Raw genomic sequence first — 13,209 nt, forward strand, 5'->3', positions numbered from 1 at the left:
TTGATGATTCGATGACTCTGAGCACGTGCAAAACCTGAGGCTCGGGACGGCGCGAGGATTGCATCCGAGGATTCTGGGGCGGGCCGACCCAAGAACGATGTTTGATAGATTCGGACAGGTGGGCAGCGAGGCAGATTGGGATGTCCCGCGGCCGGCGGCCACCTGTCGGCATCTCGTGGACGCCGCCCGCCTGCACGGTGTTCCCGTCGCGGAGTGCCTGGCCGGAACGGGTCTGACACCGGCAGACATCGAGAATGTTTCGACCGAGGTGCAGGCCGGCCAGGAGCTGGCGGTGCTGCGAAACATCTTGGCCCGCATCGAGGATCGCAGCGGGTTCGCCCGAGACGTCGGGGTCCGGTACAACTTCGCGAACATGGGTATCTTCGGCTACGCGCTGCTGGCGAGCCTCACCCTGGGCGACGCGGTCAACGTCGCCTGTCGCTTCGCAACGCTGTCGTCGAGCTTCCTTCGGCTCATCCGACGTGACACCGACGCGGGTGCCGTCATCGAGTTCGACATCGGTCACATGCCCTCCGACGTTCGGGATTTCATGCTTGAGCGTGACCTGTGGGCGCTGCTCAACATGGCGCCGCTACTGATCGGGCAACTCGACTCCGATGCGGTGGTCACCGCGGAGGTTCCGGGAATCGAGCTGCCGGCTGACCGGCTGGAGTTCTCGGGCTTGGCCGTCGAGATCGACACGTCGGCGATGCGCAGTGCCATCACCATCCCCGCCGAGGTACTGGCGTTGCCGATGCCGGCCGCCGATGCCGCGACCGCGGCGATGTGCATGCAGCAGTGCCAGGATCTCCTGGACGCCCGCCGCCGGCGCCGGGGCGTGGCCGCGCAGGTGCGCACTCGACTGGTTCGCGACCCCGGTCGTTTGCCGCCAATGGCCGTCATCGCCGACGAGTTCTGCGTCACGGAACGAACCCTGCATCGTCGCCTGGCCGCCGAACACACCAGCTACCGCGCCTTGGTCGACGAGGTCCGTGCCACGCTCGCCGCCGCGCTGCTGGAGTCCGGGCTCACCGTCGAGGAGACGGCCCGACAACTGGGGTATTCCGAGACCGCCGCATTCACCCGAGCGTTCATCCGGTGGACCGGCACCCCGCCGAGCAGACACCGCGGCCACTGACCGCGGCCGGGATTAGCTGTCCGAAAACATCAACTCGCTGTCCGGACGGGTCATTCCACCGTCCGGAGTTCCGAACCTAACGTCGTGTCCATGGGAAACGCAGCGGTGGATTTGACGGTGCGTCGGATGAAGTTCGGATTCGACGCCCGCCCTACTGGCGACAAGTACTTCGCCGACGGCAGCATCGTATTCAGTCACACTGTGGCGCTCCTGTCGGCCATCTTCCCGCCGGGGGAGGACATCTTCGTGCGCTCAGTGCGCCGCTACCTGGACGAGATCACCGACCCTGAGCTGCGGAAACGGGTGTTGGGGTTCATCGGTCAGGAGAAGACCCACGGGCTGCAGCATCGGGAACTCAACGAACAACTTGCGGCGATGGGTTACCCAACGGCCTGGTTCGAGTATCTGCTGCAGAGCACCGAACGAATGGAGAAGTTCCTCGACAAGCAGTACCCCAGCCCCGACCGGCTGGTGCGACTGCGGCACTTCTTCCTCGGGTTCACCGTGGCCGCAGAGCATTTCACCGCCGTGTGGGCGGAGAACATTCTGAACAGCCCAGAGATCCAGACGATGATGTACGACCCGGAGATCCGCAACCTGCTGAACTGGCATGCGCTGGAGGAGTTGGAGCACAAGTCCGTCGCCTTCGACGTGTACCGGGCGCTAGGCGTTCCGGAATCGACGCGGATCCGCTGGATGCGGTTCGACTCCAACTTCGGGATTCCGATCTTGTTGGCGTTCGCATGGCTGTCGATCATCGCCACCGACGCCGACGGGCGCCGCCAGCCGTGGCGGATTCTGCGTGAAACCGTGCAGATGCTGCGTAACCCGATGTGGAAGGGCTTCTACTCGGCGATGCGACCGTTCAAGGACCCGGGCTTCCATCCCGACCAGATCGACAACACCGAGCTACTGGAAACCTGGCACCGAGAGCTCTTCGGCGACGACGGACAGCTGGCCGGCCACCTGAAGTAGGACAGGTCCGGTCGTCAGACGAGGTACCGCGAGGGCCTCAAAGTTGGCCGTGGCGAGGCGGTTTCGTGCCCGACAGGGTGTAGTTGCCGATGTGGCGGACCTTCCACCGGGTGGCGTCGTGCAGGGTGTGGGTGCGGGCGTCACGCCAGTACCGCGACAGGTTGCCCGAAGCCGACGCGCTGCGGGTCCCGCCGAATTCGAACAGCGCGCTGCCGGCTTCCACCGCGGCGCGTGCGGCGGACACCTTGGCGATCGCCACCGCGATCGAGGCGGCCGCGGCGCTGTCCTCGGTGAGATCGGCGCGGGCCGCGTCGACCTGGCGGGCAGCGTCGGCGATCAACGCCTGGGCCGCGCGCACCGTCACGGTCAGCTCGCCTGCCACCTGCACCAGCGTCGGGTCTTCCACGGCGCTCGAGACCGACGCCTCGAAATGCGGCCGAGCCTTTGCGGCCTGACGCACCCCTTCCTCCAACGCCGCCGTCGCGATCCCCGCGTCGAGGGCCGCATGCAGCAGCTGCGCTCGCGCCCCGTACACCGTGGGGCGCGTGAAGATCGGACTGAAATCGATGACGTGGGCGGCCGGCACCTCCACGTCGGTGAGCGTGACGGTGCCCGAGGCCGTGGTCCGCTGACCCATGCCGTCCCAGTCGTCGACGATCTCGACCCCGGGGGCGTCACGCGGCACGAACGCGATGGCTTTCGGCGTGGCAGCTGTGGGCACCTGGCCCGAGCCATCGGAACGCGAGGCCCGCACGATCAGCCAGTCGGCGAACAACGCCCCGGTCGAGTAGTACTTGCGGCCGCTCAGCACATATTCGGCGCCCGCCGCGGTGAGCGTGGTGGTGTCCACATCGACGGGATGCGGCCCGCGTTCGGACTGGGCATTGGCGAACAACGCTCCGTCGAGCACGAGCCCATAGAAGTACGCCTGCTGCGCCGGCGTGCCCTGCAATCGCAGAGCCTCCAGGAACGTGAAATGCGAGTGCGGGATCTGGCCGATGGACGGGTCGCCGTGCGCGATCAATCGCAGCACCTCGGCGAGGACGGCTACGGGCACGTCGAGCCCGCCGTGCTCGGCCGGCACACTCAGGGCCAGCAGCCCCGACTCCTTGAGTGCCCGGACCTGGTCGTGCGGAAGTATCCGGTGCGCGTCACGGGCGCCGGCACCCTCGGCGAACGACCTCGACAACTGCGCTGCTGCGGCCAGCGCCGCTGGAGCTGACGAAATGCGAGCCGACGAGATGCGGGTGGCACCGGCCAGTTCGGTCATCGCGGTGCGCCGACGAAGGGGATCGAAGTTGGAGTGCCGGGTTGCGTGCCACCGCCGAACAGGCCGCGCTCGCGCAGGATCGGCACCACGCCCTCACCGAACCAGAACAGCTCCTCCAGATGCGGATAGCCGGAGAAGATGAACTCGTCGATGCCGATCTCGGCGTACTCGGCGATCCGGTCGGCCACCTCGGTGTGGGAGCCCACCAGCGCGGTGCCCGCCCCGCCGCGCACCAATCCGACGCCCGACCACAGGTTGGGGGCGATCTCCAGGCTGCGGGCATCACTCCAGGTGCCGTTGGCGCGGTTGGCCTCGTGCAGGGCCAGCATGCGCTTCTGGCCCTCGGACTGGCTGCGGGCCAGCCCGGCCTGTGCCGCGGCGACGGTCTCCTCGTCGAGCGCGGCCACCAGTCGGTCGGCCTGGGCCCACGCCTCCTCGGAGGTGTCCCGCGAGATGGTGTGCAGGCGGATGCCGAAACGCAGTTTGCGTCCCTGCTCCTCACCGAGCGCCCGGATCCATTCGATCTTCTCGCGCACCGCGGCAGGCGGCTCGCCCCAGGTCAGGTAGACGTCGGAATGCCGGGCCGCCACCGGGCCGGCGGCCTTCGAGCTGCCACCGAAGTACAGCGGCGGCACCGGGGTGGGCGGCAACGCCAGCGAGGCCTCCTCGACGTCGATGTACTCGCCTTTGTGCGTGACGGTCTCGCCGGCCCACAGCCGGCGGACCACGTCGAGAAACTCGTCGCAGCGCGCGTACCGCGCGTCTTTGTCCAGGTGGTCGCCGAAGGCCCGCTGTTCGTGCGCCTCCCCGCCGACGACGACGTTGAGCAGGATCCGGCCCGGCGCGTGCCGGGCGAACGTCGCTGCCATCTGCGCCGAGAGGGTCGGGCTCACCAGGCCCGGGCGGAACGCCACCAGGAAAGCCAGCGACGTGGTCTCGCGGGCCAGCAGCGCCGCGGTGACGAAGGCGTCCTCGCACCAGGCCCCGGTCGGGATGAGTGCGCCGGTGAAGCCGAACCGCTCGGCCGAGCGGACGATCGACGCCAGATAGTCGATCGAGGCCTCACGGTCACCACCGGCGGAGCCGGCCGGAGTGCCGTGGCCGCCGCCGACGATGAGCCGGCTGTCGCCGTAGGTGGGCAGGAACCAGTGCAGAGAAACAGTCACGAACAGGACATCCTGGTGCGGAACCCGCTATCGCACACGGGTAAAAATCGCCGTGATCTCCTCCCGCGTGCCGTCAGCTCGCGGCGACCACCCAGATCGCCTCGGCCGCCGGATTGCCCAGTTCGACCAGGACGCTCGTATCGTCCGCGCCGGACGGATCGTCGGGTTCACCCGGTCTTCCAACGGCCACCGAGATCACCCCGGCGAAATCGCGGCGCGCGAGCACGCGCACCCGTGAATCGAGGCTGATGCCGACGCTGTCGAAGTAGCGCAGCATCTCCGGATCGGCATCGGAGATGCGGGCCACCGTGCCGGCGTCGCCGTCCTGGCATGCCGAGAGCTGGCGGGCCGGCGGGGTGGGCACCTGGCCGTCGGCCGCCGGGATCGGATCGCCATGCGGATCGCGGGTGGGGTGCCCCAGTTTGGCATCGATCCGGTCGAGCATCCGGTCGGAGACCGCGTGCTCGAGGATCTCCGCCTCGTCGTGCACCTCGTCCCAGCCGTAGCCCAGCTCCTGAACGAGGAAGGTCTCCATCAGCCGGTGCCGACGGACCATCGCCAACGCGGCGTGCCGGCCTGCATCGGTCAGCGTCACCGCGCCGTATTTCTCGTGGTGGACCAGCCCCTGGTCGGCGAGCTTGCGGATCGACTCCGACGCCGTGGATGCGGACACGCCGATCCGCTCGGCCAGCAGTTTGGTGCTGACCTTGTCGCGAGACCATTCCTGGGCCGTCCAGATGACTTTCAGATAGTCCTGGGCAACCGTGGACAGGTCTTGATGGTTACCGTCGGGACTCACAGTAGGAAAGTTTAGGCAATCATCACCTGATCGGGGGATCTAGAGCAGACCGCGCCGCGTTCGGGTCGTAGTCTGAACGCGTGCAGCGCTGGCGTGGGCAGGACGAGATCCCCACGGACTGGGGCAGGTGTGTGGTCACCATCGGGGTGTTCGACGGGGTTCACCGTGGACACGCGGAGCTGATCAGCCATGCGGTGAAAGCGGGCCGATCACGCGGAGTGCCGGTGGTTCTCATGACCTTCGACCCCCATCCGATGGAGGTGGTGTTTCCGGGGAGTCATCCGGCGCAGTTGACCACGCTGACTCGGCGTGCCGAGTTGGTCGAGGAACTGGGCGTCGACGTGTTTCTGGTGATGCCGTTCACCTCCGATTTCATGAAGCTCACTCCTGAGCGCTACATCCACGAGTTGTTGGTGGAAGACCTGCACGTGGTGGAGGTCGTGGTGGGGGAGAACTTCACCTTCGGCAAGAAGGCGGCAGGCAACGTCGCCATGCTTCGTGCGGCCGGCGAGCGCTTCGGGTTCGCCGTCGAGAGCATGTCTCTGGTGACCGAGACGCTCGACGCCGAGCATCGCGACGAGCGGGTCACCTTTTCGTCGACATACATCCGTTCCTGTGTCGACGCCGGTGACGTCGTGGCCGCTACTGAGGCGCTGGGGCGCCCGCATCGCGTGGAGGGCGTGGTGGTGCGCGGTGACGGGCGCGGCCGGGTGTTGGGTTTCCCGACGGCCAACGTGGCGCCGCCGATGTTCTCGGCGATTCCGGCCGATGGGGTCTACGCCGCCTGGTTCACGGTGCTGGGGCACGGCCCGGTGATGGGAACCGTGATCCCCGGTGAGCGGTACGAGGCGGCCGTGTCGGTGGGCACCAACCCGACGTTCTCGGGGCGGACCCGTACGGTCGAGGCGTTCGTGCTCGACACCAACGCCGACCTGTACGGACAGCATGTCGCGGTCGATTTCGTGGCCCGGATCCGCGGCCAGGAGAAGTTCGAATCCGTCAAGGATCTGGTGGTCGCCATGGAGGGTGACACCGACCGGGCCCGCGCGATTCTGGCTGCGCAATAGAGGCTGCTAGACTTTGCTCCGATCCGGCGCATGCTGCAGTCCGCGGTGGCTGTGCCGAGAATATGTTCGCGGGACTGAATTGATGGAGTTATTTCGTGGCGCTTACCGCCGAGCAGAAAAAAGAAATCCTGGGCAGCTACGGTCTGCATGAGACCGACACCGGTTCGCCGGAGGCCCAGGTCGCCCTGCTGACCAAGCGGATCTCGGATCTGACCGAGCACCTCAAGCAGCACAAGCATGACCACCACTCGCGTCGCGGCCTGCTGCTGCTGGTCGGCCGTCGTCGCCGGTTGCTGAAGTACGTCGCCCAGGTTGACGTGGCGCGTTACCGCTCGCTGATCGAGCGCCTCGGGCTGCGTCGCTGACGCGGCGTCGATGCCACAACTTTCCGCGGCTGCCCCTCTGGGGGCAGCCGCGATACTTTTCGTCGGCGGGTTGACCGCGTGCTCGTCAGCGGCGGCCGCGGACATGCAGGCAGGGGACTGCTTGAAGATGAGCGGCACGTACGAGCGTCCGGACGCCAGTCCGGCCCAGTGCGGCAGCGACGCGTCCAATTACAAGGTGATTTCCACGGTTACCGACAGTGACCAGTGCCCCGGCGACGTCGACACCTATTACTCGGTGCGTAGCGCATTCAGTGAGGAGACCCAGACGCTCTGTCTGGACATCGACTGGACCACCGGCGGCTGCATGAGTATCGATCCGGAGAACGACAAAGACCCGTACCGGGTGGACTGCGCGGATTCGTCTGCGCCGCACCGCCAACGGGCCACCGAGGTCCTTCGTGGAGTGTCGAACGTCGACCAGTGCGCCAGCGGAGTGGGCTACGCGTACCCGGAACGCCAGTTCACCGTATGCGTGGAGGACGTCTCCTAAGCAGGTCTGCAATAGCGGTCGTGCTGTTGCTGCCGTGTAACATGAGGTCGTTCGCCGGCTGAAAGCTGCGCTGAACGAGGTGCAACGCCCGCATTCCGCGGGAGTTGTTCCTGCGAGTCATATCGGGCCCGCCTGGTCGGGCGGTCTTCGGTAGTGGCTGCCGGAACCCCGGTCACAGGGTTTTCTCTGGGGGTTCATCCGGCCGCTTCGATCGACGGCCGTAGCCGTATCCAGGCCCCGTGGCCTAGCGCCATCGTGACGCCGCGAAACAGTTGAAGATTTCGAAAGAGGCCAACGGACTCTATGTCTGTAGTTGAACTTGAAGACGGTGTGTTCGAATCCACCGCAACCCTCGACAACGGGAGCTTCGGCACCCGCACCATTCGTTTCGAGGCGGGCCGGCTCGCGCAGCAGGCCGCAGGCTCCGTCGTCGCCTACCTTGACGACGAGACCATGCTGTTGAGCGCCACCACCGCCAGTAAGACGCCGAAGGATCACTTCGACTTCTTCCCGCTGACCATCGACGTCGAGGAGCGGATGTACGCCGCGGGCCGGATCCCCGGCTCGTTCTTCCGTCGTGAGGGCCGCCCCTCCACCGATGCGATCCTGACCTGTCGCCTGATCGACCGGCCGCTGCGCCCGTCGTTCGTCAGCGGTCTGCGTAACGAGATCCAGGTCGTGGTGACCGTGCTGAGCCTGGATCCCAAGGATCTGTACGACGTGCTCGCCATCAATGCCGCCTCGGCATCGACGCAGATCTCCGGTCTGCCGTTCTCCGGTCCGGTCGGCGGCGTGCGCGTCGCCCTGATTGACGGCCAGTGGGTCGCCTTCCCGACCGTCGAGCAGCTTGAGAAGGCTGTCTTCGACATGGTTGTTGCCGGCCGCAAGGTGGGCGACGACGTCGCCATCATGATGGTCGAGGCCGAAGCTACCGAGAACGTGATCGAGTTGGTCGCCGGCGGCGCCCAGGCTCCCACCGAAGCCGTCGTCGCCGAGGGCCTCGAGGCGGCCAAACCGTTCATCGCGACGCTGTGCGATGCCCAGGCCGCGCTGGCCGAGAAGGCCGCCAAGGAGATCGCCGAGTACCCGTTGTTCCCGGACTACGCCGACGACGTCTACGACGCCGTGGCCGCGGTGGCAACCGAGGCGCTCGGGGAGGCGCTGACCATCGCGGGCAAGCACGAGCGCGATGACCGCACCAACGAGATCAAGGTCGAGGTGCTCGAGCGCCTGGCCGATCAGTTCGCCGGCCGGGAGAAGGAGATCGGCGCGGCTTACCGATCGCTGACCAAGAAGCTTGTGCGCCAGCGCATCCTGACCGACCACTTCCGTATCGACGGCCGTGGCGTCACTGACATCCGCGCGCTGAGTGCCGAGGTGGCCATCATCCCGCGGGCGCACGGCAGCGCGCTGTTCGAGCGCGGCGAGACCCAGATCATGGGTGTCACCACGCTGGACATGGTCAAGATGGCCCAGCAGATCGACTCGCTGGGGCCCGAGACCAGCAAGCGCTACATGCACCACTACAACTTCCCGCCGTTCTCGACCGGTGAGACCGGCCGCGTCGGCTCGCCCAAGCGTCGCGAGATCGGCCACGGCGCGCTCGCCGAGCGTGCGCTGGTGCCGGTGCTGCCGAGCGTCGAGGAGTTCCCGTACGCCATCCGTCAGGTGTCAGAAGCGTTGGGCTCCAACGGTTCCACCTCGATGGGCTCGGTGTGTGCCTCGACCCTGTCACTGCTGAACGCCGGTGTGCCGCTCAAGGCGCCGGTGGCCGGCATCGCCATGGGCCTGGTCTCCGACCAGGTCAACGGCGAGACCCGCTACGTGACGCTGACCGACATCCTCGGCGCCGAGGATGCCTTCGGCGACATGGACTTCAAGTGTGCAGGCACCAAGGACTTCGTCACCGCGCTGCAGCTGGACACCAAGCTTGACGGCATCCCGTCCAAGGTGCTGGCCGGTGCGCTGGCGCAGGCCAAGGACGCACGGCTGACCATTCTCGACGTGATGGCCGAGGCCATCGACGCTCCCGACGAGATGAGCCCGTTCGCACCGCGGATCACCACCATCAAGGTGCCGGTCGACAAGATCGGTGAGGTCATCGGGCCCAAGGGCAAGATGATCAACTCGATCACCGAGGAGACCGGCGCGTCGATCTCGATCGAGGATGACGGCACCGTGTTCGTCGGCGCCTCCAACGGCGAGGCGGCGCAGGCCGCGATCGACAAGATCAACGCCATCGCCAACCCGCAGCTGCCGAAGATCGGTGAGCGGTTCCTCGGAACCGTGGTCAAGACCACCGATTTCGGTGCGTTCGTGTCGCTGCTGCCCGGCCGTGACGGCCTGGTCCACATCTCCAAGCTGGGCCGCGGCAAGCGGATCAACAAGGTCGAAGATGTGGTGAAGGTGGGCGACAAGCTGCGCGTCGAGATCGCCGATATCGACAACCGCGGCAAGATCTCGCTGGTGCTCGTCGACGAGGACCAAGCGGAGCAGGCCACCGACGGCGCGCAGGCGCCGGCCGAAGCCGCACCCGCTGCCGAGTCCTGATCACCTCGGCTCGATAAGGCGTTTGCACTGAACACCGCACATGTCCGCCGGACAGTTCTGCCCGGCGGACTCCGGGTGGTCACTGAGTACCTCCCTTCGGTGCGCTCCGCGTCCGTCGGGGTTTGGGTGGGTGTCGGTTCCCGCGACGAGGGACGAAGCGTCGCGGGTGCCGCCCACTTCCTGGAGCACCTGTTGTTCAAGGCCACCCCGACCCGTAGCGCGGTCGACATAGCGCAGGCTGTCGACGCGGTCGGCGGTGAGTTGAATGCGTTCACCGCACGTGAGCACACCTGCTACTACGCGCATGTGCTCGACTCGGACCTGGAACTCGCGGTCGACCTGGTCGCCGATGTGGTGCTGCGGGGTCGTTGTGCCACCGAGGATGTCGAGGTGGAACGCGACGTCGTTCTCGAAGAGATCGCCATGCGCGACGACGATCCTGAGGACAGTCTCGGCGATGTCTTCTTGTCGGCGATGTTCGGCGATCACCCGGTCGGACGTCCGGTGATCGGCAGTGTCGAGTCGATCGAGACGATGACCCGGGCACAACTTCATTCGTTCCACGTCCGCCGCTACACACCCGAACGCATGATCGTGGCGGTGGCGGGCAACGTCGACCACGACGTGGTCGTGTCGCTGGTGCGGCAGCATTTCGGTCCACGTCTGGAGGCGGGGCGTACCGCGGTGGCCCCACGCAAGGGATCGGGACGTATCGGCGGCAAGCCGTCTCTGCTCGTGGTCGACCGCGATGGGGAACAGACCCACGTGTCGCTGGGTGTACGCACGCCCGGCCGGCACTGGGAACACCGGTGGGCGTTGTCGGTGCTGAACACCGCACTCGGCGGTGGCCTGAGTTCGCGTCTGTTCCAACAGATTCGGGAATCACGTGGCCTTGCCTACTCGGTGTACTCCACGGTGGATACCTTCTCCGACAGCGGTGCGCTCTCGGTGTACGCCGGTTGCCAGCCCGAGCGGTTCGACGAAGTTGTCCGGGTGACCACCGATGTTCTCGAAGGCGTTGCCCGAGACGGGATCACCGCCGACGAATGCCGGATCGCCAAGGGCTCGTTGCGCGGTGGGCTGGTGCTCGGGCTGGAGGATTCCGGATCACGCATGCACCGGATCGGTCGAAGCGAGCTCAACTACGGTGAGCACCGGACGATCGACCACACACTGGCCCAGATCGAGGCGGTGACTCTCGAAGAGGTCAATGCTGTGGCGCACCAGTTGCTCTCCCGCGACTATGGCGCTGCGGTGCTCGGGCCGCATACTTCGAAAAAGTCTCTGCCGCAGCGACTTCGAAAACTCGCCGGCTGACCCGCTAGGCTTGGCGCGATGACCGGACTCTCGCGACGCAATGTTCTGATCGGTTCGCTCGTGGCGGTGGCTGCCGTCGGTGCCGGTGTGGGTAACGCCGCACCGGCTTTCGCGGCCCCCATCGACGACCAGATCGCGGAACTGGAACGTCGTGACAACGCCTTGATCGGCCTGTATGCGACCAACCTGGATTCCGGGCGGACGATCACCCACCGGCCCGATGAGATGTTCGCGATGTGCTCGACATTCAAGGGGTACGCCGCCGCGCGTGTGCTGCAGATGGTCGGGCGCAGGCAGATATCGTTGGACAACCGGGTGTTCGTCGACCCGGATGCGATTGTCGAGTACTCGCCGGTGACCGAGCCACGGGCGGGTGGGGAGATGACGCTCGGTGAACTCTGCCGGGCCGCGTTGCAACAGAGCGACAACACCGCGGGCAACCTGCTGCTGAAGACCATCGACGGTCCGCCGGGCATCACCGCATTCGCACGCAGTATCGGTGATCAGCGCACCCGCCTGGACCGCTGGGAGACTGAGCTGAACTCGGCCATACCGGGCGATCCGAGGGACACTTCCACCCCGGCCGCGCTGGCGGGTGGGTACCGCGAGATCCTGGCCGGTGACGCGTTGAGCCCGCCGCAGCGCCGTCAATTGCAGGACTGGATGCGGGCCAATGAGACGTCGAGCGTGCGCGCCGGACTGCCCGAGGGCTGGACCACGGCCGATAAGACCGGCAGCGGGGATTTCGGCAGCACCAACGACGTCGGGATCGCCTATGGGCCCGACGGGCAACAGCTGTTGCTGGCGGTGATGACACGGTCGCAGGCCGACGACCCGAAGGCCGACAACCTGCGCCCGCTCATCGGGGAGCTGGCGGCTCTTATGCTGCCGTCGCTACTCTGAGTGCTCGGCGGTTGCGATTGCGGCCGAGCCGTTCTCGGCGCCCTGGATCTCGATCTGGCGGGCTCCTGCGGGGGTCTGCGACAGCGGCACACGCACGGTCAGGATGCCGCGGTCATAGCCGGCGGTGATGTTGTCCTCGTCGGCCTCGGCCGGCAGCGTCACGGTGCGCAGGAACGAACCGTAGGAGAACTCCGACCGGGCCGTGGTGTCGGCGCGTTCGGAACGCTCGGCCTTCACGGTCAGCCGGCCGTCAGCGACGGTGATCTGAACATCAGCGGCCGGGTCGATGCCGGGGATCTCGGCCCGCAGCTCGTAGTGATCCTCGGTGACCTCGTCCTCGATGCGCATGAGGTTGCGCTCGAAGATGGGGCGCAGGCTGGCGAACGGCGTGATTCCGGCGAAGAACTCCGAAAGCTCGGGCAGCAATGGGCGGGGCTGGTGCGCGACGGGCAGGTTAACCATGGGTGACTCCTAAGTTGGTGTAACGCTTGCTCTTTCGATCCAAGCATCGCTGTGGAGCCACCAGCGGAATGCGCGGTGAACACCCCGCGTACGCCGGACTGCTAGGCCAGCGCCAGTGAGTCGTCGCGGTGTAGGACGAAGAAATACGGCTTGCGGGAGTTCCGCAGGTCCATCGCCCCGATGACCGCGTCGGGGGACAGGCGCCGGAACACGTCGTTGATGGGCAGCTGGTCGTAGACCATCGTCGCGGTGTCGACGCCGCGGTAGCGGGTGGTGCGCAGCCGGGCCTTGGGCGCGCGGGTCTGCAGCACGGGCCGCAGCGCCGCGATGGGGGCAACCATCGACCTGCCTCGCAGTAGCGGGATCTTGGTCGACACAGCGAGGCCGCCGAACGCCAGCGCCGGATTGAGAGCCCACAGCGACGCGCCGTCACGGTTGGGGAACAGCAGCGGATGGACGGTCTCCCCGTCGACGAACTGCTTGCCCCACCAGCCGCTGGCCGCAAGCAGTCCGTCCATGGGATGTCCGGTTGGTAATTCGGCCCCGTGCCAGGTACCGAGCATGAACTCCGGTTCCACGGCCGGGGCAGCGTCGAATACCTCGAGTGCCTCGGGCGTGGTCGTCGGAACGGTGGCGAACAGCTGCTGCAACATGGACGCCACCATACTTGACACGTGTCAAGAATG

Annotated in this window: 13 protein-coding genes; 8 read left to right on the top strand and 5 right to left on the bottom strand. The window is 66.6% G+C overall.

Annotated elements, in window-relative coordinates; translation table 11 throughout:
• Positions 1 to 118: 118 nt before the first annotated feature.
• Both QQ25_RS13590 and QQ25_RS13595 read left to right on the top strand, forming a co-directional pair.
• On the top strand, positions 119 to 1,138 hold the full coding sequence (locus QQ25_RS13590; protein ID WP_052235809.1) for an AraC family transcriptional regulator: 1,020 nt from the start codon (positions 119 to 121) through the stop codon (positions 1,136 to 1,138).
• Positions 1,139 to 1,228: 90 nt separating this feature from the next.
• Positions 1,229 to 2,113 (top strand): metal-dependent hydrolase, encoded by an 885-nt coding sequence (locus tag QQ25_RS13595; protein ID WP_039379115.1) that lies wholly within the window; start codon positions 1,229 to 1,231, stop codon positions 2,111 to 2,113.
• A 37-nt stretch (positions 2,114 to 2,150) separates the two neighbouring features.
• Here QQ25_RS13595 and QQ25_RS13600 read toward each other — a convergent pair whose 3' ends face one another.
• The 3 genes from QQ25_RS13600 to mntR form a co-directional block, all read right to left on the bottom strand.
• Positions 2,151 to 3,383: an SfnB family sulfur acquisition oxidoreductase gene (locus tag QQ25_RS13600; protein WP_052235810.1), complete on the bottom strand. Its 1,233-nt coding sequence runs from the start codon at positions 3,381 to 3,383 to the stop codon at positions 2,151 to 2,153.
• Positions 3,380 to 4,549 carry an LLM class flavin-dependent oxidoreductase gene (locus tag QQ25_RS13605; protein WP_039379117.1) on the bottom strand — a complete coding sequence of 390 codons (1,170 nt, stop codon included), beginning with the start codon at positions 4,547 to 4,549 and terminating at the stop codon, positions 3,380 to 3,382. Before QQ25_RS13605 ends, QQ25_RS13600 begins: the two co-directional genes overlap by 4 nt.
• Before the next feature lie 73 nt (positions 4,550 to 4,622).
• The gene (gene mntR / locus QQ25_RS13610) at positions 4,623 to 5,348 is read right to left on the bottom strand and encodes a manganese-binding transcriptional regulator MntR (protein ID WP_039379118.1); all 726 of its coding nucleotides are present in this window, start codon (positions 5,346 to 5,348) and stop codon (positions 4,623 to 4,625) included.
• Positions 5,349 to 5,428: 80 nt separating this feature from the next.
• Between mntR and QQ25_RS13615 the strand changes: the two genes are divergently transcribed.
• The 6 genes from QQ25_RS13615 to bla all read left to right on the top strand — a co-directional run bounded on the left by QQ25_RS13615 (position 5,429) and on the right by bla (position 12,061).
• On the top strand, positions 5,429 to 6,415 hold the full coding sequence (locus tag QQ25_RS13615) for a bifunctional riboflavin kinase/FAD synthetase (RefSeq protein WP_039319177.1): 987 nt from the start codon (positions 5,429 to 5,431) through the stop codon (positions 6,413 to 6,415).
• Positions 6,416 to 6,510: 95 nt separating this feature from the next.
• Positions 6,511 to 6,780 (top strand): 30S ribosomal protein S15, encoded by a 270-nt coding sequence (rpsO, locus tag QQ25_RS13620; RefSeq protein ID WP_039319178.1) that lies wholly within the window; start codon positions 6,511 to 6,513, stop codon positions 6,778 to 6,780.
• Positions 6,781 to 6,790: 10 nt separating this feature from the next.
• Complete coding sequence (gene lppU, locus QQ25_RS13625) at positions 6,791 to 7,291, top strand: LppU family putative lipoprotein (RefSeq protein WP_407661797.1); 501 nt, start codon at positions 6,791 to 6,793, stop codon at positions 7,289 to 7,291.
• Between the two features lie 303 nt (positions 7,292 to 7,594).
• A complete protein-coding gene (locus QQ25_RS13630; RefSeq protein ID WP_039319183.1) occupies positions 7,595 to 9,841 on the top strand; it encodes a polyribonucleotide nucleotidyltransferase in 2,247 nt (748 codons plus the stop codon).
• A 27-nt stretch (positions 9,842 to 9,868) separates the two neighbouring features.
• Positions 9,869 to 11,158 (top strand): M16 family metallopeptidase, encoded by a 1,290-nt coding sequence (locus QQ25_RS13635; RefSeq protein ID WP_039319185.1) that lies wholly within the window; start codon positions 9,869 to 9,871, stop codon positions 11,156 to 11,158.
• Between the two features lie 18 nt (positions 11,159 to 11,176).
• Positions 11,177 to 12,061, top strand: a complete 885-nt coding sequence (bla, locus tag QQ25_RS13640; RefSeq protein ID WP_039379124.1) for a class A beta-lactamase — start codon at positions 11,177 to 11,179, stop codon at positions 12,059 to 12,061.
• Here the strand turns inward: bla and QQ25_RS13645 are convergent.
• Both QQ25_RS13645 and QQ25_RS13650 read right to left on the bottom strand, forming a co-directional pair.
• Entirely contained in the window at positions 12,053 to 12,523 is a 471-nt protein-coding gene (locus tag QQ25_RS13645) for an Hsp20/alpha crystallin family protein (protein ID WP_039379126.1), read from the bottom strand. The genes bla and QQ25_RS13645 overlap by 9 nt on opposite strands.
• Positions 12,524 to 12,624: 101 nt before the next feature.
• Positions 12,625 to 13,176 (bottom strand): DUF4334 domain-containing protein, encoded by a 552-nt coding sequence (locus QQ25_RS13650; RefSeq protein ID WP_039320474.1) that lies wholly within the window; start codon positions 13,174 to 13,176, stop codon positions 12,625 to 12,627.
• Positions 13,177 to 13,209 lie beyond the last annotated feature (33 nt).

Origin of the sequence: Mycolicibacterium setense, assembly GCF_000805385.1 — a bacterium.
GTDB lineage: Bacteria > Actinomycetota > Actinomycetes > Mycobacteriales > Mycobacteriaceae > Mycobacterium > Mycobacterium setense.

What these genes read in the sequence shown, in the direction of transcription:
- QQ25_RS13595 (WP_039379115.1), top strand. Translation starts at nt 1,229, where the DNA reads ATGGGAAACGCAGCGGTGGATTTGACGGTGCGTCGGATGAAGTTCGGA.
- QQ25_RS13600 (WP_052235810.1), bottom strand. Translation starts at nt 3,383, where the DNA reads ATGACCGAACTGGCCGGTGCCACCCGCATCTCGTCGGCTCGCATTTCG.
- lppU (WP_407661797.1), top strand. Translation starts at nt 6,791, where the DNA reads ATGCCACAACTTTCCGCGGCTGCCCCTCTGGGGGCAGCCGCGATACTT.
- QQ25_RS13630 (WP_039319183.1), top strand. Translation starts at nt 7,595, where the DNA reads ATGTCTGTAGTTGAACTTGAAGACGGTGTGTTCGAATCCACCGCAACC.
- bla (WP_039379124.1), top strand. Translation starts at nt 11,177, where the DNA reads ATGACCGGACTCTCGCGACGCAATGTTCTGATCGGTTCGCTCGTGGCG.
- QQ25_RS13645 (WP_039379126.1), bottom strand. Translation starts at nt 12,523, where the DNA reads ATGGTTAACCTGCCCGTCGCGCACCAGCCCCGCCCATTGCTGCCCGAG.
- QQ25_RS13650 (WP_039320474.1), bottom strand. Translation starts at nt 13,176, where the DNA reads ATGTTGCAGCAGCTGTTCGCCACCGTTCCGACGACCACGCCCGAGGCA.